16 protein-coding genes and 1 pseudogene are annotated in these 18948 nt (G+C 49.4%); 10 read left to right on the plus strand and 7 right to left on the minus strand.

All coding sequences use genetic code 11. The features are described 5' to 3' along the window. The first annotated feature begins 106 nt into the window (after positions 1–106). The 4 genes from GA004_RS03405 to GA004_RS03420 all read left to right on the plus strand — a co-directional run bounded on the left by GA004_RS03405 (position 107) and on the right by GA004_RS03420 (position 6959). Entirely contained in the window at positions 107–1987 is a 1881-nt protein-coding gene (locus GA004_RS03405; protein WP_283395892.1) for a sulfatase-like hydrolase/transferase, read from the plus strand. A gap of 60 nt (positions 1988–2047) precedes the next feature. Next, positions 2048–3331: a CehA/McbA family metallohydrolase domain-containing protein gene (locus tag GA004_RS03410; RefSeq protein ID WP_283395893.1), complete on the plus strand. Its 1284-nt coding sequence runs from the start codon at positions 2048–2050 to the stop codon at positions 3329–3331. After that, the gene (locus tag GA004_RS03415) at positions 3332–4051 is read left to right on the plus strand and encodes a 3-keto-disaccharide hydrolase (RefSeq protein WP_425492888.1); all 720 of its coding nucleotides are present in this window, start codon (positions 3332–3334) and stop codon (positions 4049–4051) included. A gap of 190 nt (positions 4052–4241) precedes the next feature. After that, positions 4242–6959 carry a tetratricopeptide repeat protein gene (locus GA004_RS03420; protein WP_283395895.1) on the plus strand — a complete coding sequence of 906 codons (2718 nt, stop codon included), beginning with the start codon at positions 4242–4244 and terminating at the stop codon, positions 6957–6959. On the opposite strand, the gene GA004_RS03425 is transcribed toward GA004_RS03420, so the two are convergent. Next, on the minus strand, positions 6956–7669 hold the full coding sequence (locus tag GA004_RS03425; protein WP_283395896.1) for a hypothetical protein: 714 nt from the start codon (positions 7667–7669) through the stop codon (positions 6956–6958). The genes GA004_RS03420 and GA004_RS03425 overlap by 4 nt on opposite strands. 282 nt (positions 7670–7951) lie before the next feature. Further along, positions 7952–8362 carry a GtrA family protein gene (locus GA004_RS03430; RefSeq protein WP_283395897.1) on the minus strand — a complete coding sequence of 137 codons (411 nt, stop codon included), beginning with the start codon at positions 8360–8362 and terminating at the stop codon, positions 7952–7954. Positions 8363–8572: 210 nt separating this feature from the next. Here GA004_RS03430 and GA004_RS03435 point away from each other — a divergent pair, with 210 nt between their 5' ends. Continuing rightward, positions 8573–9118 (plus strand): DJ-1/PfpI family protein, encoded by a 546-nt coding sequence (locus tag GA004_RS03435; protein WP_283395898.1) that lies wholly within the window; start codon positions 8573–8575, stop codon positions 9116–9118. 33 nt (positions 9119–9151) lie between these two features. Here the strand turns inward: GA004_RS03435 and GA004_RS03440 are convergent, their stop codons facing one another. Further along, positions 9152–9463 (minus strand): hypothetical protein, encoded by a 312-nt coding sequence (locus tag GA004_RS03440; RefSeq protein WP_283395899.1) that lies wholly within the window; start codon positions 9461–9463, stop codon positions 9152–9154. Positions 9464–9744: 281 nt separating this feature from the next. On the opposite strand from GA004_RS03440, the gene GA004_RS03445 reads away from it, so the two are divergent. Further along, the gene (locus GA004_RS03445) at positions 9745–10398 is read left to right on the plus strand and encodes a helix-turn-helix transcriptional regulator (protein ID WP_283395900.1); all 654 of its coding nucleotides are present in this window, start codon (positions 9745–9747) and stop codon (positions 10396–10398) included. Between the two features lie 297 nt (positions 10399–10695). Here GA004_RS03445 and mgtE read toward each other — a convergent pair whose 3' ends face one another. Further along, a complete protein-coding gene (mgtE, locus tag GA004_RS03450) occupies positions 10696–12036 on the minus strand; it encodes a magnesium transporter (protein WP_283395901.1) in 1341 nt (446 codons plus the stop codon). A 150-nt stretch (positions 12037–12186) separates the two neighbouring features. Here mgtE and GA004_RS03455 point away from each other — a divergent pair, with 150 nt between their 5' ends. Continuing rightward, the gene (locus tag GA004_RS03455; RefSeq protein WP_283395902.1) at positions 12187–13173 is read left to right on the plus strand and encodes a YheT family hydrolase; all 987 of its coding nucleotides are present in this window, start codon (positions 12187–12189) and stop codon (positions 13171–13173) included. Here GA004_RS03455 and GA004_RS03460 read toward each other — a convergent pair. Next, on the minus strand, positions 13170–13907 hold the full coding sequence (locus tag GA004_RS03460) for an SOS response-associated peptidase (protein WP_283396961.1): 738 nt from the start codon (positions 13905–13907) through the stop codon (positions 13170–13172). The genes GA004_RS03455 and GA004_RS03460 overlap by 4 nt on opposite strands. Positions 13908–13989: 82 nt before the next feature. Between GA004_RS03460 and GA004_RS03465 the strand changes: the two genes are divergently transcribed. Then, the gene (locus GA004_RS03465; RefSeq protein WP_283395903.1) at positions 13990–14613 is read left to right on the plus strand and encodes a hypothetical protein; all 624 of its coding nucleotides are present in this window, start codon (positions 13990–13992) and stop codon (positions 14611–14613) included. Between the two features lie 17 nt (positions 14614–14630). Here the strand turns inward: GA004_RS03465 and GA004_RS03470 are convergent, their stop codons facing one another. After that, positions 14631–15806: a MalY/PatB family protein gene (locus GA004_RS03470; protein WP_283395904.1), complete on the minus strand. Its 1176-nt coding sequence runs from the start codon at positions 15804–15806 to the stop codon at positions 14631–14633. Between the two features lie 343 nt (positions 15807–16149). Here GA004_RS03470 and GA004_RS03475 point away from each other — a divergent pair. Next, positions 16150–16526 (plus strand): annotated as a pseudogene (locus GA004_RS03475) (Hsp20/alpha crystallin family protein). 279 nt (positions 16527–16805) lie between these two features. Continuing rightward, complete coding sequence (locus GA004_RS03480) at positions 16806–18080, plus strand: mechanosensitive ion channel family protein (protein ID WP_283395906.1); 1275 nt, start codon at positions 16806–16808, stop codon at positions 18078–18080. A gap of 340 nt (positions 18081–18420) precedes the next feature. On the opposite strand, the gene GA004_RS03485 is transcribed toward GA004_RS03480, so the two are convergent. Next, entirely contained in the window at positions 18421–18798 is a 378-nt protein-coding gene (locus tag GA004_RS03485; RefSeq protein WP_283395907.1) for a class I SAM-dependent DNA methyltransferase, read from the minus strand. Positions 18799–18948 lie beyond the last annotated feature (150 nt).

Below are 18948 nucleotides of genomic sequence, written 5' to 3' on the forward strand. Positions count from 1 at the left end.
TTTTCGGTGACAAGGTTTTCAATTGGCGCCTTGAAATATGAGTCAACTCCTGCTGAACTCCATTCTACACCAGCTTACAAATGAGTCGCGGAACCCTTTTAAATTTATGCTTAGACTAATAACCCTTCTTACGAGCCTAGCGCTGGCCTCCCATTTAGCGGCGCAAAAGCCAAACGTACTCTGGATTAGCTGTGAAGATATCAGTGCCCATTTGGGATGCTATGAAGACCCTCACGCCATCACTCCCAACTTGGACAAATTGGCTTCTGAAGGAGTGCGGTATACCCATGCATTTACGACAGCTGGTGTTTGCGCGCCTTGTCGCAGCGGAATCATAACCGGGATGTATCAGACAACGCTCGGTACGCAGCACATGAGGGGTCACGCCCAGCTACCTCCGGAAGTTTTGCCCTTTCCCACCTATCTGCGAAAGGCCGGGTACTATTGTACGAATAACAGTAAAGAGGACTATCAGTTTGCAACTCCTAAGAATGTCTGGGATGACTCCAGCAGAAAAGGCCATTGGCGCAATCGGAAGAATCCTGACCAGCCATTCTTCTCTGTATTCAACTTTACAGGTTGCCACGAAAGCGGAATCGCTAGTGCCAGCAAGTACCAGGATGTAACAAAGGATTTAGACCCGAGTCAGCGGCAGCACGCTGATGGGCTCACTACATTTCCTCCCTACTATCCGGAAACGCCTGATTCTCGCGAAGACTGGAAACGTAATTACGAGCTTATTACGGCTATGGATGCTTGGGCAGGTGACCTGATTAGGCAACTTAAAGAAGATGGGCTATATGAGAATACGATCATTATGTATTGGTCTGACCACGGGGTGGGGTTGCCACGAGCCAAACGGTGGCTCTATGACTCGGGTACAAGAGTTCCTTTGATTGTCAGGATTCCAGAAGCGCTGCGAGAAAAGGGGCAGGGTAAGCCGGGAGATGTAACGGACCAACTGGTAAGCTCGATCGACTACGGGCCATCGGTGCTAAATCTAGCTGGTATTGAGATTCCTTCCCACGTTCAGGGGAAGGCATTCCTAGGCAAAAATTTGGGAACTCCCCGCGAATTTGTATTCGGAGCAAGAGATCGTATGGACGAGCGCTACGATATTATACGAATGGCGAGGGACAAGCGGTTCAAATACATAAGAAACTATGAGCCGCTAAAAACCTACTACCAATATATGAATACGCCTGAAAAGGGCAAGACGATGGCCGACTTGAGGCGACTTCATGAAGAAGGAAAATTGCCACCCGCTGCGGAGTACTATTTCTCACCCAGCAAACCTGTGGAAGAGCTTTATGACACGTGGAATGATCCCCATGAGATAAACAATATTGCGGAAGATCCAAAGCACACCAAGACCTTGAAGAAACTCCGCCAATCCCATTTGGACTGGGTAAAGAGTTCTCGGGATACCGGATTAATCGCGGAACCCATACTGGTTGAGCGGGAAAAGAAGATTGGGCATCGTTTCGGCGTCCTCAGGCAGATAAGTGACGCTTCTTTTAACAACAGACTGGCGGATATTGCGGTTAAGGCCTCGGATGGGCCGAAAGCGCTCCCAGCTCTCATGGCAGGACTAAAGGATCCGGATGCTGCCATTCGATACTGGGGTGCAGTCGGAGTGGGAAATATTGGGCCAGCAGCGAGAAAAGCCGAGAGTGCCATTCGGATGGCTTTGTACGATGAATCATCCGTTGTCCGGACCGCGGCCGCAAGGGCGTTGTGTCGTTTGGGTCAGCCAAAGGATGCTCTTCCGGTGTTAGTGAAAGAACTGAATGTTGGAGAACAGTGGGAGCGCCTTCATGCCGCCATCGTACTCGATGAAATCGAAGAGATGGCTTGGCCTGTAGTCGCCAGTATGCATAAAGCACTAGAGCCTCGAGAAGATTTGTATGCAAATGGGAAATACGTTGTGCGAGTCATAAACAGAGCCCTGAATCAATTAGAGGGGACGGATCGAAAAGTGAATTGAATCGAATACCTTCGCGAACAATTGTGAATTTTTGAAATGCATAGATTAGATTAGGCCCAAATGGTAAAAGCTATAGTATTAGTTGGTGTAGCTCTTGGCATTTTTACGTGTAGTGGAGATGACCTTCAGTGGTATAAGGGGAATACCCATACGCACACGTTCTGGTCTGATGGAGATGACTTTCCAGAGATGGTCGTGGATTGGTATAAAAATCATGGATATGATTTCTTGGTATTGTCGGACCACAATATCCTCTCGCGAGGAGAGAAATGGAAAGCGCTTCGTGCGGACCAAGCGAATGTCGCGATTGATAAGGCGGAAAAGCGTTGGGGTCGTGGACATGTGAGGACGCGGATCGTGGACGGAGCCAAGGAGGTTCGTCTGCTGCCGCTTAATGAGGTGCGTGACCTGTTGGAAGAACCAGGTAAGTTCATCATGATAGAGGGACTCGAAATGACCACATCGAGGGAGGGATTAGCCGTTCATACGAATCCCATGAATGTGAGCGAGCTGCTAAGTGTCGATAGACAGAGCGAACGTAGCGTCGAACAAGAACTGGATATTCACTCGCATTTAGTGAATGGGCACTCTCGCTCAACGGGTAAGCCGGTGTTCTGGCAAGTGAATCACCCTAACTTTAAGTTTTCAATTACGGGCGAACAACTGGCTGATTTAGCGCTTCTAGACGGTGTTGAGATAATGAACTCAAGCTCTAACTGTTTCAATCTTGGTGATGGATCGCGGCCCTCGGTCGAGCGAGTTTGGGATATTGCTAACACCATTCGACTTAAAAGCGAGGGACTGCCGCCCATCTTTGGAACGGCGACTGACGATACGCACGACTATCACCGGGAAAATCCAGTAGTCAATGGACCAGGAACTGCTTGGGTGATGGTGAGGGCCAAATCGCTGACGGCTGACTCAATTACCGGAGCCATGAAAGAAGGGGATTTCTACTCTAGCACCGGAGTTGTACTCAAAAGACTGGATTTCAGCACGTCGGATAAAACCTTTACGGTAGAAGTGGATGCTGAGCCAGGGGTTCAATATGAGATTGAGTTCAAGGGGTCGTTGTCTAAGGTGTCAATAGCGCATGAGCACGTTCCTGATGTGGTTGACGAGAAGGGAATTGAGCACCCGGTGACAGCCAACTATCTCGACCATAACATTGGCAAGACGTTCATGTCCAAAAAAGGAACACGGGCTACCTACCGATTAAAGGGAAACGAACTCTTTGTTCGGGCCGTTGTGCACAGTAATGCCTCTCCATATTTTAAATACGATGAATATAGTGATTTTGAGAAGAAGGCTTGGACTCAGCCAGTTGGGTGGAAAATTGACTAAATGGAGGGGATTGTTGTGAGAAGTTTGACATTTTGCTGCCTTTCGTTCCTCCTAGTCGGTGTGGCTGGAGGGTTCGATGCTCCTGAGTTCAAGTCTCTCTTCGATGGAAAGACACTCAATGGGTGGATAAATGTGAATACAGGGCGTGAGACTTGGACCATTAAAAATGGGATTTTGGTTTGCAGTGGCGATCCGATCGGAGTGATGCGGTCGGAAAGGCAATACGAGAATTTCATATTAGAGATCGAATGGATGCACCTTGAGGCGGGTGGCAATTCTGGCGTTTTTGTGTGGAGTGAAGGAGAAGTGTACACAGCAAACCGACTACCGAGTGGAGTTGAAGTCCAGATGCTCGAAAATGACTATCCGATTATCCATAATCGGGTAAGAGAATATGTGAGTGGAGAGCTTTTCGGAGCAGGAACAGTAACGACGATTCCAGATCACCCAAGAGGTAAGCGAAGTTCGTCCGTGGAATATCGCTGCAAGGGAAAAGGAGAGTGGAATCACTATCTCGTCGTCTGTGTGGATGGCGTTGTTAAGCTCTCGATTAACGGAAAGTTTGTGAACGGTGTGAGAGAGTCCTCAATTAAAAAGGGCTACCTCTGCCTGGAATCGGAAGGTGCAGAGATTCACTTTCGGAACATTCGTATCATGGAGCTGCCTCCGGGGGTCATCCAGGAATCTGAGATTGCTCCTGTAGTTGGTGAGGAAAACTGATAGGCGAATTCGGCGAGTTTAGTTCGGTTTGCGGCGATATTGAATCCAAGGTGTTCTTTTCTTGGCACCGATTCGGTTTCGTGCTGGTCTAGGAACTGGGGGGCTATTCGTCATGCTATCTGAATGTTACAGTTTACCCGGTTTTCGACGCCCATGCTCGAGGAGCTTTGCGTTAGGGCTATGGCTAGCAATGGGGGCATTTTCGCTTTTTGGAGCACCTAACGAGGGTGTATTCGATATTGAGGCAGCGCTCGAAGAACGATATATGGAAGCTTTGAACTTCCTCAATGTTGAAGACGAAGAGGCCCTTAAAAAGGCTCCGAGGCTTTTGAAAAAACTGGCTGTGTCGGGTCATGCCCGGTCGCAACATACCCTGGGAACGCTTTACCGGTACGGTATTGGGGTGATTGAAAACAACAAGCAAGCGATCCGCTGGTACAAGGAAGCTTCGGAGCAGTCCCTTCCGGCAGCTATGCTGAGTTTGGCTGAGTCCTACATAGAAGGCTTTGGGGTTGAAAAAGACTACCAGAAAGCCCGTTCTTTGCTCGAGACCCTGCTTAACCCTAACGCCACTTACGATGTGAGGGTGGAGGAGTTTGGTGTCCTTAGAAAAACCAAGTCGAGGGCGAGCTACTTGCTGGGCGTAATCTACTCGAGTGGTATCGAAGTAGAGATTGATATGTCAAAAGCGATCAAGCTCTTTGAAAAGGCAGCTCACACAGGAGACCAAGATGCTACGATGTATCTGGCGATTACCTACGCTGAAGGAAAAGAAGTAGAAAAAAGCATCGAGAAGGCCAAGGAGTACTTTGAATTGCTGGATCTCCAGTCATCAGATGCCCTCAGACGTTCATTGGACTTGGTCACTGTGCCGGGTGCTGATAATACCGAGATAGAAAACTTGAAAGAGTACGGCGAGGAAATGCGGGCGGTGATTTCCCAGACGATCGTTGAGATGCAGACAGAATTTGCGAAGCAGGTCTTGTATTCAGAAGGAGAAGATTTTGATGCGGAGTTTGCCGCGGGGCTCTTGGAACTTGCGGCCAACGGAGGATACGCAGAAGCGCAATCAGAGTTGGCGGTCCTCTACTACCGTGGTCAGGGTGTTGAAAAGGACTCTGAAAGGGCAGTTCGTCTTATCGCACAAGCAGCAGAGCAGGGCTGGGTCATGGCCCAATACAACTTGGCAGTAATGATCGAGGAAGGTAGGGCGGAAAAACAAGATAGATATCAGGCCAACAAGTTGCTTGAACTCGCCGCTAACCAAGGCCTCCTGGCAGCCCAATTGCTTCTTGATGGATCAGGCGAAAAGAGTGTTCTGAATTCAAGCGAAGCCAAAGAGTTGTGCATCGAACTAGCTGAGCGCAACGATGCTCGAGCGTTATATAGTTTGGCTCGTCGGAAGATGATGGGTTGGGTGATGGATATTGAGATGGATCGCGAGAAATTGGTAGAGCTGTTTAAGCAATCTGCTGAATCGGGGTATTCTCGTGCTCAATACACGATGGGAATGCTTCACATGACAGGCGAAGTTGTGGAACAGAATATAGAGACCGCCTTTTGGTGGCTGAAGAGTGCGGCAGCTCAAAATCATCCATTAGCGCTCCATCACATCGGAATTTGCTACGCTCAGGGACTCGTTGTTGAGCCAGATATTGAACAAGCGTTTAACTATTTTTCCAGAAGTGCAGAATTGGGTTTAGATGCGGCCAAAAACAGCCTTGCAGTATTTTACAATAACGGAATCCACGTTATCCAAAATGAGTGGAAGGCCAGTGAGCTATATCTTGAAGCGGCGGATAAAGGAGACCAGACCGCAGCGTACAATATAGGAAACTGCTATTTGGAGGGAAAGGGAGTAAGGCGGGATGTAGGAAAAGGACTTGAATGGATCGCGCGGTCTGCCGAGCAAGGGAACTTGATCGCATGCAGCCAGATGTCCCATATTTACGAGGAGGGGTTGCTGGTAGACTTCGATGCGGTCGAACTTGCTTACTGGAGAGAGAAAGCCGCAGAGTTGGGGAGCCGACTTTCAATGAAGCAGACCGCAATGAACTATTTCTACGGTAAAGGGATTCCGAAAAATAGGGGCAAGGCGGCTTTTTGGATCACACAGTACATAAATAGTAATGGGCTAAGCGATACGAACAGGCTATCATTGGAAGGTGAGCACGAAAATTTTGCGGACGTACAAAAACTGCTTCCGCGGGACTACTCTGCCTTGATCGTGTATGCGGACCTGATGGCGGACGCAGATTGGTCGGGATATGACCCTAAAGAAGCGTATCGAATTCTCGATGACCTCGCAGTCAAAGGATTCAATGGAGCCCGTTTTCGATTAGCGAAATTACACATAAAAGGGGGTTTCGCTAAAGCGAATTCTAAAAAGGCATATTCTATCTATAAATCACTCTTTGATGCGAATCGCAGCTCGGATTTAGAGATAGAAAAGAGTCTGGCTGGAAAGGCCGCTTACTATCTGAGTGGATGCTTTGCCGTTGGGATCGGCGTCAGGGCGAGTGAAGTCAAAGCGTTTAAATGGCTCGAAGAGTCAGCCTACTATGGGTATGGCCAGGCACAATACGAATTAGGGAAAAGAATTGTTTTCGAAAACGATCCAGGGAAGTTGAGCGAAGGGGTCAATTGGCTTATCGCGGCCGCCAATCAAGGACACAACGATTCCCATGTTGTTCTTGCGAAGCTGAATCTTGAAACCCCCATTCCCTCTCTGGATCAGGAAACAATCATTGTATGGCTCAAAGTTCTTGTGGATTCAGGATCGGGTGAGGCCCGAACGCTTCTCAAGCGATACGGAGTCGAGTACAAGGTCCCGGTAACAAAGCCGCGGACCCCAAGGGATGATGAGGGAAAGGAAATCAACCCCTACGCCCCAATTGAAGCCGCTTAGGTTTCTTCGGTCACGTAACGGTAGTGCATGCGTAATTCGGTTTCCGATGGCATATCGACGTCAATTTTCCGATCAAGCGCGGAAGTGATTCGGTTTGTCTGGCTTTCGTCCATCTCTCCGTATGCGAGCGGTTTTCCCTTCGAATCGACAGCGAACGTAATGTGATCGTCCTTACGAGAAACGCGTAGCTTCACACTGCCTTCCTTCCATTGGTAAATGGCGATTTCGAGAAGTTTGCTTAAGACGCTTTCGAGAAGTTCTTCATCAACTTCAGCATCGATAAAGTCCTCGAGGTCTGCTTCGACGCTGATCTTCTCGACCTCTTGAGCGTAGTCATTTACTAGTTCGAAAACTAAAGCTGGAAGGGCCGAAAGGGACTCTGGGTCTGGTTGATATTGGTTTTGGGACTCGACTTCTGCAGCCTCTTCAATAAAAAGTTCGGCAGTAGCCCGGTTGCTGATCTCATTAGGGGAGTTTTCTATTTCCAAGTTGTCCTCAGCTTTAGCGGAAAAATATTCTTCAGGAGAGATAGGTTGAAGCGTGAATGACGGCTTCTCTACCTCCTTACCCGACTTTTCTTCCTCAGTGAGGGACTCGATGAATTCTAAGATTTCCTTCGAGTGATCGTCTTCTTCATTTTGGGTTTCATCCTTTTTAAAATCGAAAGGAACATCGTCTCCAATGAGGACTTCACCGGAAGGTTCCTTCAAAGCAGGCTCTTTCGATATCCTTTTTTTCGGTCTCAAAAGGTAGCAGACTACCTGGATCGACGCCCTCAAGGATTGAGGATTCAAGGTCACTCTGCTCCCGAATCTTGGAAATTTCCTCACTTATTCGGGCGAGTGGAAGCTCATTCCAATTTTATTCAAGTCTTCTGGAGAGATCGTTAATGAGATTGGTTGGCGTTTCGATCTGCTGCAAAAGATTGGGTATCCAGATAGCGCGGGCAGATGCCTCGGAAACCGCTTTCTCAACTTGGGAGTAGATTTCCTCTAATCTGCTTTGTCGTTTGGGTTTGGCTCAGCAAAAACAAACCATTTTTGACCAATAAAGTTCCAGCAAGCCCAAGCAAACGTTGCAGTAAGAAAGGCCGGTTCAGAGGTTTGGTCCAAGGCGATGGTCGCGTCGTAGATCACGCTGTTTAATATCCATCCGGTCAGATATACGATCGCGAATCGAATGGGCTCGCTTGCATTAAAGACGCGGTGGCGAAAGGTGAAATACTTGTGGGCGAAAAATCCCCAAATTGAAACGCAAGCAAAACTGATTCTTTTCGCCCACGATCCGTCTATATCTAACTGATTCGAGAGAAATAAGTAGACACCGGCATCGATCGCGAAAGCAATTCCACTGACCAAGATGAATCGCAGGATTTGGGAAACTATATTGCGGCTGGCGGTCATCTAAACGTCGGATTAACGTCTGGTCGAGTGAGCAATAATGGGGGGTTAAGGCGAGGCAAATGTTTTTTCGTTTCTGGGCCTTGCTGAAGTAAATGGCCTCAATTCGCTGTAGTTGTGGACCCCGATCGCTCAGTGACTATAGACTTGCGGCTGTGAGAATCGGAGCGACAATCCGACGTTACCAGAATTCCCGATCGAATAAAACGAAACATGAGCGAGAAAATATTGATTATCACAGGTGACGGTGGAGAGAGTTACGAAGTTTTGTACGCATTGCACCGATTTCGAGAAGCGAATTTCGTGACGGAGATTGCCGCTCCGCGTAAGCGAGCTTTGAACCTTGTTCTTCACGATTTTGCTCTAGGCTGGGATACCTACATTGAAAGGCCGGGCTACGGGGCAGACTCAGATCTTACTTTTCCTGAAGTTGTGGTCGATGATTACTTCGCAGTGATGCTAATCGGTGGAAGGGCTCCTGAGTATTTGAGAAATGATCCCAAGGTACTCGAGATCGTAAAGGAATTCCATGCCAAGGGGAAGTGGATCTACAGCATCTGCCACGGCATACAGATTCTCGCTACGGCGGGGCTTCTCAACGAATCAAACATTACTTGTTACGAGCATTGCCGACCTGAAGCAGAAGCTGCGGGAGGAAAGTGGATCAAAGAGGAAGCGACCATAGACGGAAAAATAATCAGTGCTCAAACATGGCTGTCGCATCCTGATTTCTACCGCCTCATTTTTCAGAACATCTAGGAGGGAGGAGGCTCTTTTTTGATGCGAGAGCGCCTAATTCTCGTTTGGATTTTTTTCGCTTGAGGTCTCGGATTCCTCTTCCGTTTCAAACGGCATGCCATCGAAGGAATAGTTTGAAGCGATTCGCTCGTAACGGCGAACCCGTTTGAAAAATCGTCCGGCAAGACCTCCAAAAACAAGGCCGAACGCGACGCCAAGTCCCAGGCTCATGACTGGTTTGGCCCCCATATTGGAGGCGGCCACCATACCAACTCCAATACCGATGATCATGCCAAAATTCATCCCGATCGGCGCAGCCATTTTGCGTCGTTTTCGAGACAAGCGCTCCTTAGAGCGGTCGGACATATGAACTATGAGGAGATCATCCATTATCAGCGAATGCGTTTACGGAAAATTTACTTTAACATACCCGGATGGATTGTCCATCGGGAAAGTGCCGGTTCCTGCTATCAGGAAAATTCTCAGGTAGTACCCTTGCTGCCGGCTGCAGAAATTCGAGACGGATTATGGGCTCGACTTTTTATTGTAAGAAAATTCTTTAAAAAATGGGAAATTTGAGATCGAGACGTCGTTCAAGGCGATGGAATTTTGAAAAACGTAGACAGATATTTCGCTGATTCAAAGTCGTGAAGAATGGTAAATACAAGGGGTCTCAATGGGAAACGCGGCGCGAAATTCTCGGAAAGCTGAAAATGCGCGGTGCATTGCCTAGTTCCACTATGGCTGAAGAACTAGGAATTTCCTCTATGGCGGTTCGTCAGCACCTGCAAGATTTGCAAAATGAAGGTGACGTCCTGTCGAGTGACGTTTCGGGCGGTAAAGGACGGCCTACCAAGTATTGGGAGCTAACTGATCATGCGTCCCGTCATTTTACGGATAGTCACAGAGATTTAATTCTCGATTTGCTTGAGAATATGAAGCACTCTTTGGGTCCGGAAGGCATGGATCGACTCTTAGAAAAGAGAGGCGAAGGGCAGATTGAAACTTACAAGGCAAGAGTCGACCCATTGACTAGCCTGTTAGCGAAAGTCGAGGGCCTCGCTCGAATCCGCTCAGAGGAAGGTTATATGGCGGAAGTGCAAGCGGGCGGGGATGATACCTGCTACCTGATCGAAAATCACTGCCCCATTTGCGCTGCGGCCGAGAGCTGTGCCGGATTATGCGCAACGGAATTGGAAGTTTTTCGAAAGACGCTGGGTGATGAGGTGAAAGTGGAGAGAACTGAGTACCTCCTAAATGATTCTCGTCGATGCGTCTATCGGATTCGACCTAGTCCCTGAACACGATTCGAAACCTATCAATTCACACTCTGCCCAAAACATCGTTTTGAGGACCTTTGTGAGCGATTTGCTCACGAAATCGCGCAATTTTTCAGTGGTAACGGAATGGGACATCGAAAATGCGATATCGAGCAGTTTCTAGCTACGAGCTCCTTGAGAAGCCTCCTTCAATCGAGGCGCTGATTCCAGCAAAGAGCGTAAGGCCCAAGAAGTGGATGTCCGGATCTTTGGGGATTTAATCTGAAAATTTCGGGACGTCGTTGGAATGGGAATGTCCTAAATTTTTTGGACCGTGGTCTAGAGGCTATAGGTGCTTATGGCGATTGTGGCGAAACTTAGGAATAAGAAAAAGCCGATTATATCGGTCGCGGTAGTAACCATTATGGAGGACGCGAGAGCAGGATCGACTTTTAAGGCGCGCAGGCTAATCGGCACCATAACTCCGGCAACAGCGGAAGCGATCATGTTGAGTAGCATCGCAGCGCATACAACCACCCCAAGGACTGGTTTCCCTATCCAGAGCCACGATGCAAGCCCGGCGATTCCACCAATGGCTAGGCCGTTGATACAGCCGGTGAAGAGTTCTTTGATGAGGAGTTGCCTCCATTCCTTGTTCTCGATTTCGCCGAGCGCCAGAGACCGCACAACGATTGTCAGGGTTTGATTGCCCGCGTTGCCGCCAAGCAACCCGATTATTGGAAGAAAGAAAGCGAGTATGGCGTACTTCTCTAGGGCGGGTTCGAAAAGGGAAATGACCCAGGCGATGCAGAATCCCGTGCACAAATTGACGCAAAGCCAAGGGAGTCGATTGCGGACCGATTGAGGCCAAGCGGTGAATGCAGACTCATCTCCAGAGATCCCTACCATGCGCTGCATGTCTTCGGTAGCCTCCTCTTGAACGACATCGAGCACATCGTCCGAAGTAACACGTCCAATGAGAATCCCCTCGTCGTCTACAACGGGAAGCGAACTGTAGTTATACTTCTGGAAAAGATTCGCGATTTCCTCCTGGTCTGCCGTGACTGGGACTGACCCGACTTCCCTTACCATGACTTGGTTGGCTTCCCGTCGGAGATCCCCGAATAGAAGGTCTCTCAAGCGGAGAACGCCTTTTAGCTGACCCGATTCGTTAGTTACGTAGACATAAATCGCGCTGTCGTCTTCCTGGTCCTCATCTTGTCGGATCGCTTCTCTTGCCTCTCCAAGGGTGAGGTTTTCGCCAATCGCGTGGAGCTCCTTCTGCATGATTCCGCCAGCAGAGTCTTCCGGGTACTCCATCAGGTCGGAGATCTCCGCCACTTCCTCATCAGGAAGTTGCTCCATGATATCGTGAAGCCGGTCTGGCGAAACATCGCTCAGCGCATCCGCAGCGTCGTCGGACAACATTTCGGGTATAATCTCGCTTACCCGTTCGAGCCGCATGTTTTCCATCAGTTCCGTTTGGAGCTCCTGTGGAAGTTCGGTTATGACGTCGGCGGTGACCTCGTCGCTAAGGGAGCGGAAAATTTCTCTTATATCGTCTAGCTCCAGATTCTCTATCTCGGCTGCGATATCGCTAGGATGCATGTCCTTCAGACGGTTGGATCGGAGGGATGATGCCACGGGCTCTGCCGTATTGTAGTCATCCTGTTCCGTCATTTGGTTAGTTGTAGGGATTCGCGGATCAGCTTCAAGTCGCCTGTTCCATAAAATGGAAAAAAGTCAACCGGGTGAACGGTTCAGTGTAGAGACGATATCCGGGGAATTCGCGACTTGCACCGCGTGGATGATCCTTCTCTTTTAATTGCCGTGCCGCTATCCGAAGCATCCACATACACGGCTCCTTGGTTTCTTCCCAGCGCTCATTGGCAGACGATTCTTCCCAATGTCACCAGGCGAAGAATACGGGTCGAGTATAGACGCGAAAGATTCGAATTACCCGACTCCGATTTCATGGATCTGGATTGGCTAGAATCAAACCCAGTCCACAATGAGGTGCGTTGCTGCATAATTCTCCATGGCCTGGAAGGGGACAGCCATGCACCCTACGTGAAGTCAATGGCCCAGTCTTTTCACAGATCAGGCTATTCGGTGGGAGCCTTGAATTTGAGGGGTTGTAGTGGGAAGCCCAATCGCCTGAAGCGGTTTTACCATAGTGGGGATACAGAAGGACTGGCCTTTGTTCTGGATCAAGTTAGCGCGCGATACGACCGGATTTCTCTAGTAGGCTTCAGCCTCGGTGGGAATGTGTTGCTAAAGTATTTAGGTGAAGACTCTGCCAGAGTCCCAAAATCTGTCCGTTCTGCCGCGGCCTTTAGTGTGCCCTGTGACTTGGCGGGGGCGGCCGACTGTTTAGCGGAATCGCGAAACGCTTTTTACATGAAACGATTTATTAAGCTTCTCGGGGCGAAACTAAGAGAAAAGGAGAAAAAATATCAGGAATACGAATACGAAGAGGGGCATTCTGAGATGAAGTCGTTTCACGAATTCGACAACGTTTACACGGCACGTCTAAATGGATTTCGTGACGCGATCGACTATTGGAGCCAATCAAGTTGCAAGCAGTATTTGAATCGACTGGATCGCCCGGCTTTATTAGTGAATGCTAGGAATGATCCGTTCCTCTCGGATTCCTGCTTCCCCCGCGAGATTGCCCAATCTAGCTCTCTCTTCCATCTAGAGATTCCGGGATCAGGAGGGCACTGTGGGTTCCCGGGTCGCAAGGCACCCGAGGGCTACTGGCATGAACGCCGTGCGCTATCGTTTTTCGCAGCACAAGGGAACCGCGGATTCTAAAACCCCATATCGAGCTGGGTGCTTGCTTCAACCTGGGGTGGCTCGATGCATTCGGGCGAATCGTTTTGGTTGTTGTTCACAATTGGATTGACCGGCCGGCATTGCATTCGGTCGGAACTTATCGCGGCGAAAAAATTAAATCGAGACTCCGTTTCGATGGTTTCGGGATTTCCATCCAGCCACTCGTGGGCTCCCTCGTCCTGAAGTATGACCGGCATGCGATCATGAATCTTTGAGGCGAGAGCGTTGGCCTGAGTGGTTAGAATGGCAAAGCTCTCAGAGGAATTGCCGGCTGGATCGTGCCAGGTTTCCCAAATGCCAGCCATATAGAATAACACCTCGTCCTTGAGCTGGAGATAGTAGGGCTGGTTAATGCGCCGTTGACGCTTCCACTCGTAGTACCCGTCCGCAGGCACAAGGCAACGTCGTCGCTGATAGGCCGCCTTGAAACTCGGTTTGTCTGCGATTGTTTCCGAACGGGCATTTATGAGGAGAGAAGTGGTCGAACCGGATTTTGACCAACTGGGAACGAGCCCCCAACGCATTTCGTTCGCGGTCAATTTACCCGCCTCTAAGTCTTTCCTAATGACAAGATTGTTTTGGGTTGGAGCGATATTGTAGCGGGCCTTGAATGAATATTCTTTGCTGCCACTCGGTGAAGGAAAACTTATTTTCCCCTTATTGTCGCTTCCGATCGAGATCGGTTTCTTGACCAATGTATAACGCCCGCACATCTTCTCCCAAAATGTATGAAACGCTGGCCTTTGACAAGGCGTGTGTCGGAGGTTTCGCAATGTTTACCAATTAATTGAAACTATGAACATCCTCATCATAGGGGCCGTTTTCGCGGTGCTTCTTCTTATCGTCCCTCGCCTGCTGGGACGTTCTAGAGAGGCGATGCTGGCCCAGTACGAGATCATGGAGAAGCGTTTTCGGCTGCAGCGAAAAATCTATCCGAGCAAGTGGGGGAAAGGGATCGGGGAGCGGTACGCTCTATTCGGCGATTTTCATGGGTATCCGATTAGCTTGTACGACCATTATCGTGGGAGCGGCCAGTCCAAGAAGACCTGGACTTCTTTGACGTTAGAGATGCTTTTTGCGGGGGAGTTGGAGATTCTCCTTGAAACAGTCGAAGGTGATCGTGGAGCACGTTTTGCTAGAGGTGACTCATTGATGCGAGTTGATGCTGGATTGGAAAACTTTGAAGTCTACACGAATTCTAATACGATTATCGAATCGTTGCTCAACAAATCCACCTGCGAGCAAATCACTGAATTCAAAGGGGTGGGGTGCTTTCGGCTTTCGAAAGGATTTTTCGAATACCGGGAGTGCGGTCAAATGGGAAACGCCGCGATGCGAATCCGCTTTCAGGAGGCATTGAAAATCCAAGCGGATCTCGGCGACCGCCTTTCTGAGCTTAAGGTAGTCCGAGACGATTAGAAAAACGCGTTCCCCACCTAGCGCAGCGCGTCGACCGCTTTTTCCATTCGTTCGAGCCCTTCCTTCAAGGTTAAGCGGGAGCATCCGAAGTTGAGCCTAACGTGACCGGGACTATCGAAGAAAGCTCCGTCGGTAAGCCCAACTCCGTACGATTCAAAATGCGCCACGGGATCACTCAAATCGAAGGCGGTCACGTCCAACCAAGAAAGATAAGTCGCTTCATGCTGGTAGACTCCAATTTCTGGAATGCGCTCTTTTACGAAAGAGTGGATACAATCCCGATTGGCTCCGAGATAGCGGAGGAGCTCTTCTCGCCAGGGACCGCCATCCCGATAAGCTGCTTCACAGGCAGTATAGCCGAGATTGTTGACCTCAGCCATGATCCCTCGAGTCGCAGAATTGAACCGATGGCGAAGACCCTTATCGGGGATAATGGCCAGCGAACATCCCAGTCCCGCTAAATTGTAGGTCTTGCTCGGAGCGATTAGGGTGAAGGAGTTTTTCGAAACCTCCTCTGACAATGTGGCAATGGGTGTGTGGGACCGTCCATCGAGCAATAGCTCGCAATGGATTTCATCGGAACATAGGATTAAGTTGTGACGTTGGCAAAACGCGGCGACCGCTTCTAGCTCTGATCGGTCGAATACGCGGGCACACGGGTTGTGTGGATTACAGAAAAAGAACATCCTGGTTTGCGAATCGACGGCCGCTTCCATCGCCTCCCAGTCAATCACCCATTTGTCTCCGTCCAGAGCCATTTTCGCTTTAGTAACGGATCGATTCTGAAAACGAGGGCCGAGGAGAAAGGGAGGGTAGATGGGGGTCGTAGTCAGGATTTTTTCGCCAGGTTCCGCAAAGGCCCGACTAGTAATGTTGAGCCCTACGACCAATCCGGGCAGCCAGACTAGCCATTCCTCTTCTACTGCCCAGTCATAGTTGCGCTGCAGCATCCCGATGACCGCTTCGATCGTATCTCTCTCCGGACGGGCGTAGCCGAAGATGCCGTGATCGATTCGTTCGTGCAAGGCTTGCAAGACGGGTTCTGGGGCCTTGAAGTCCATGTCGGCTACCCACATGGGCAAGATGTCCTGGCCCGCGTACTTATGCCATTTCTGGCTATCAGTGTGGCGGCGTTCGTGTACTTGGTCGAATATCGAGTCCATCGTGTGGGATTTGCGGCAAGAAAGAGCCATGCTTGCCAGAGTTCAATCTCTTAAAAGAGCAACTGTGTCATCAGTTCTGCAAGCGGTAGCATTCTAGAAGCGTCTGGTTGAAAAATGAATTCGGAGAAATCCGAAGTACCCGATTGATGGACCAGACGTTCTTGCCAACTGATGTGTCGAGGTACAGATCCCGCGTATAATGGTTTTATCTAATTGATTAACAAAGTCTTAAGGACAATATTAATTGGTATCATTTGTGCACAATAGGTATTATCAATCCTATTAACAAATTCAAAATGAGGAGGAATACATGAAATACTTAAGTCCGTTTAATTCAAGATATGGAATCACCCCGTTTTCAGGACATTAGTTTATGAATCTGGAAAAGGAGTTCGAAAAGCTTTTTGGCAGCTTGCCGAGTCTTTTCGATGTTGGCAGTGAATGGATCCCTGAAGGCGGAGGCCTGTTGCTGAGCCCACGGTGGTACGAGAATGACGATTCGTTTGTCGTTCAACTCGAGCTTCCTGGAATCGAGCCCAAAGACGTATCTCTGGAAGTAGGCGACAACGCGCTCAGGCTTTCTGCGGAAAGGAAAACGCGGTCCAGCAAAGACGGTTCGGAAAGCACTCTTTCTCGATCCCAGAGGTTTTGGATGCCGACAAGGTGGAAGCAGGCTACGAAGATGGGGTATTGAGCGTGACCTTCCCCAAAACGGAGGTGCTCAAACCGTGTAAGATCAAAATTAAATAACAACAAAAACAGGAGGAAGCGAAATGACTTTATTGAATGTATTTAAACCATCCTCGGCTGCGGGTTGCCCCCAACCGAGCTCGAATGACGAATCTGAGGATATCACATACGTACGGCCCAGGTATGAAATTACAGAAGATGACCATGCTTTTTGTGTCGACGTGGACTTGCCCGGAGTGGGCAGGGAAGCCGGCGTTTTTTGTTTTACGTTCCAGACGTGGTGGATCTGGTGTTGCTTTTGCTTCGAGGGGCTGTTTGAAGTTAGACTTTCTTTTATCCATGAAAAACTATCACTTAGTCTGGCTTTCACTTGTATCGCTTTGTTTTGGACAGTTCCTCTTGGGACAAGATGACGGAGGCGAAAATGCGGTTCAAGCGGCTGAATCGGTAAGCGCCTCCAGTTCTGGACAGAGTGAGTTTACGTCGATTCGAGATGAGACGAGGACGATGCTCTCAGAAATTTTTCAAGAGGAAATGGGAGAGAATTCGTGGGTGCGGCTCTTAGTGAGCTTTGTAATTATTCTCCTGACCTACATGGCCCGGAAAATCGTAGGATACCTGTTTGAAAACTGGTTGCATCGAATTGCGGAAAAGACGTCGTGGGAATTTGACGACAGAATGATCCCTGCGATGCGGGGACCTGTGGGGTGGATGGTTTTCGCCATTGGGTTGTTTATCGCTCTCACTGTACTGAATCTGTCGCCGGAGTGGGATAAGGCGATCTTACTAGGTGTTAAGGCGGCAACGATGACAATTGTCTTCTGGGGAATTTTGCGAGGGGTAGACGTGTTTGCGGAAACGATGATGGGTTTGGCGAAGCGGCGCGATATGGCGGTTCACGGATTTATACCGCTAATACAAAAAGCGACTCGCACCTTTTTGTTCATCGTTGCGGTTATTCTGGTGGTGCAGAACTTGGGCTATTCTGTCAGTTCGCTCCTTGCGGGATTGGGAATCGGCGGACTGGCAGTGGCCTTGGCGGCTCAGGAAACGCTGGGCAATTTCTTTGGTTCGGTCTCGCTTGTGGCAGACCGCCCTTTCCGAGTCGGGGACTGGATTCAAGTCGGCAGCAAAGTCGATGGAGATGTTGAGGAGATCGGGCTCCGTTCCACGAAAGTAAGGACCTGGTCAAAATCCCTCATGTCGATTCCGAACAAGGTATTGGCCAACGAAATTATCGAGAACTGGAGCAAGATGCCCAAGCGGCGGGTAAAGCAGTACATTGGTGTCACTTACAGTACGCCGGCTGACGCAATGCACGATTTGGTTGAGGACATTAAGGAGTTACTGAGGGAAGACGAAGGCGTCCAACAGGACTTCATTCTCGTGAACTTTACCGATTTTGGTGATAGCTCGCTGCAAATCCTTGTCTATTACTTCACCAGTACCACGGCCTGGCTCGCCCACATGGACATTCGGCAGCGGATAAACATCAAAATCATGAAAGCGGTCGAAGTTCGCGGCGCATCGATGGCCTTTCCAACTCGTTCACTGCAATTTGAAGGGGATATCGCCGAGCGAATCGCGGACGGATTGGGATCTAAAGCGGATTAAGTTAAGGTCTGTAGCAAGCTATGTACAATAGATTGGCCAGCACTCCCTTGGGAAGCTAGCGGGATTCAAACGCGGATTTCTTGACGGCGGACTCGATTTGTTCGCACGTAAACAATCCTAGTCGATGCGTCTCGCTGAAATGTAGTTTCTCAGCCGGAGTTTCGATATGGTAGTCAATTTGCAGGACTGAAACGCTCCCATCGGTGCTGGCTTGCCGCGCCTGTAGGATCTTGACCTTGGATTTCTCGTCAAAGCTTTCGTTTGCGTCTACTATTTCCGGCTTCCATTTATCGGGCTCGACCCAAGGTTCCAGGATGAGCCAGCCGCCGGGTTTTAGGTGTCATGCCACGTAAGAAAGGGCAGATTCTAATCCTGTGGTCGTTTCCGAATAGCCGATTAAACTGAAAAGGCAGGTGATGGCGTCGTATTGCTTTGGAAGCGTAAAGGACCCCATATCGGCCCTGGTGAACTCCCCTCCCGGGTTCTTAGATTGGGCGATCTCGACGAAATTTGGTTCTAGGTCGATCCCATCGACGGAGTAACCATAGGTTTCAGTCAGAATGCGAGCGCGTTCGCCGGTCCCACAAGCGACATCAAGGATGTCTTTTGGCTGAGTCTCGAATTTCTCCAGTATGTAAGCGATCCGCTCTGCTTCGGCGGGGTAGTCTCTGATTGATCGATAGTGGAAATCGTACCATCTCGCGAATTGAGCGTACATGCACAGGCTAAGATTTCCTTCGGGACAGGGTCCGAGCAATTCAATTTGAAAGAATGCTCAAATATGATCGCGCTTACCGAGCTTTTGATGCTCGTAATGAGCGATAATTTCCCCTAATAACCGTTTTTTTTCAGAGGGGTCTATCGCGCT

The organism is Candidatus Pelagisphaera phototrophica (genome assembly GCF_014529625.1).
Lineage (GTDB): Bacteria > Verrucomicrobiota > Verrucomicrobiia > Opitutales > Opitutaceae > Pelagisphaera > Pelagisphaera phototrophica.

Coding starts and splice junctions, on each gene's coding strand:
- GA004_RS03460 (WP_283396961.1), bottom strand. CDS start 13,907: ATGTGCGGGCGTTATACATTGGTCAAGAAACCGATCTCGATCGGAAGC.
- GA004_RS03485 (WP_283395907.1), bottom strand. CDS start 18,798: ATGTACGCTCAATTCGCGAGATGGTACGATTTCCACTATCGATCAATC.
- GA004_RS03480 (WP_283395906.1), top strand. CDS start 16,806: ATGAAAAACTATCACTTAGTCTGGCTTTCACTTGTATCGCTTTGTTTT.
- GA004_RS03465 (WP_283395903.1), top strand. CDS start 13,990: ATGAACATCCTCATCATAGGGGCCGTTTTCGCGGTGCTTCTTCTTATC.
- GA004_RS03410 (WP_283395893.1), top strand. CDS start 2,048: ATGGTAAAAGCTATAGTATTAGTTGGTGTAGCTCTTGGCATTTTTACG.
- GA004_RS03430 (WP_283395897.1), bottom strand. CDS start 8,362: ATGACCGCCAGCCGCAATATAGTTTCCCAAATCCTGCGATTCATCTTG.
- GA004_RS03420 (WP_283395895.1), top strand. CDS start 4,242: ATGGGGGCATTTTCGCTTTTTGGAGCACCTAACGAGGGTGTATTCGAT.
- GA004_RS03405 (WP_283395892.1), top strand. CDS start 107: ATGCTTAGACTAATAACCCTTCTTACGAGCCTAGCGCTGGCCTCCCAT.
- GA004_RS03470 (WP_283395904.1), bottom strand. CDS start 15,806: ATGGCTCTTTCTTGCCGCAAATCCCACACGATGGACTCGATATTCGAC.
- GA004_RS03440 (WP_283395899.1), bottom strand. CDS start 9,463: ATGTCCGACCGCTCTAAGGAGCGCTTGTCTCGAAAACGACGCAAAATG.
- GA004_RS03435 (WP_283395898.1), top strand. CDS start 8,573: ATGAGCGAGAAAATATTGATTATCACAGGTGACGGTGGAGAGAGTTAC.
- mgtE (WP_283395901.1), bottom strand. CDS start 12,036: ATGACGGAACAGGATGACTACAATACGGCAGAGCCCGTGGCATCATCC.
- GA004_RS03415 (WP_425492888.1), top strand. CDS start 3,332: ATGGAGGGGATTGTTGTGAGAAGTTTGACATTTTGCTGCCTTTCGTTC.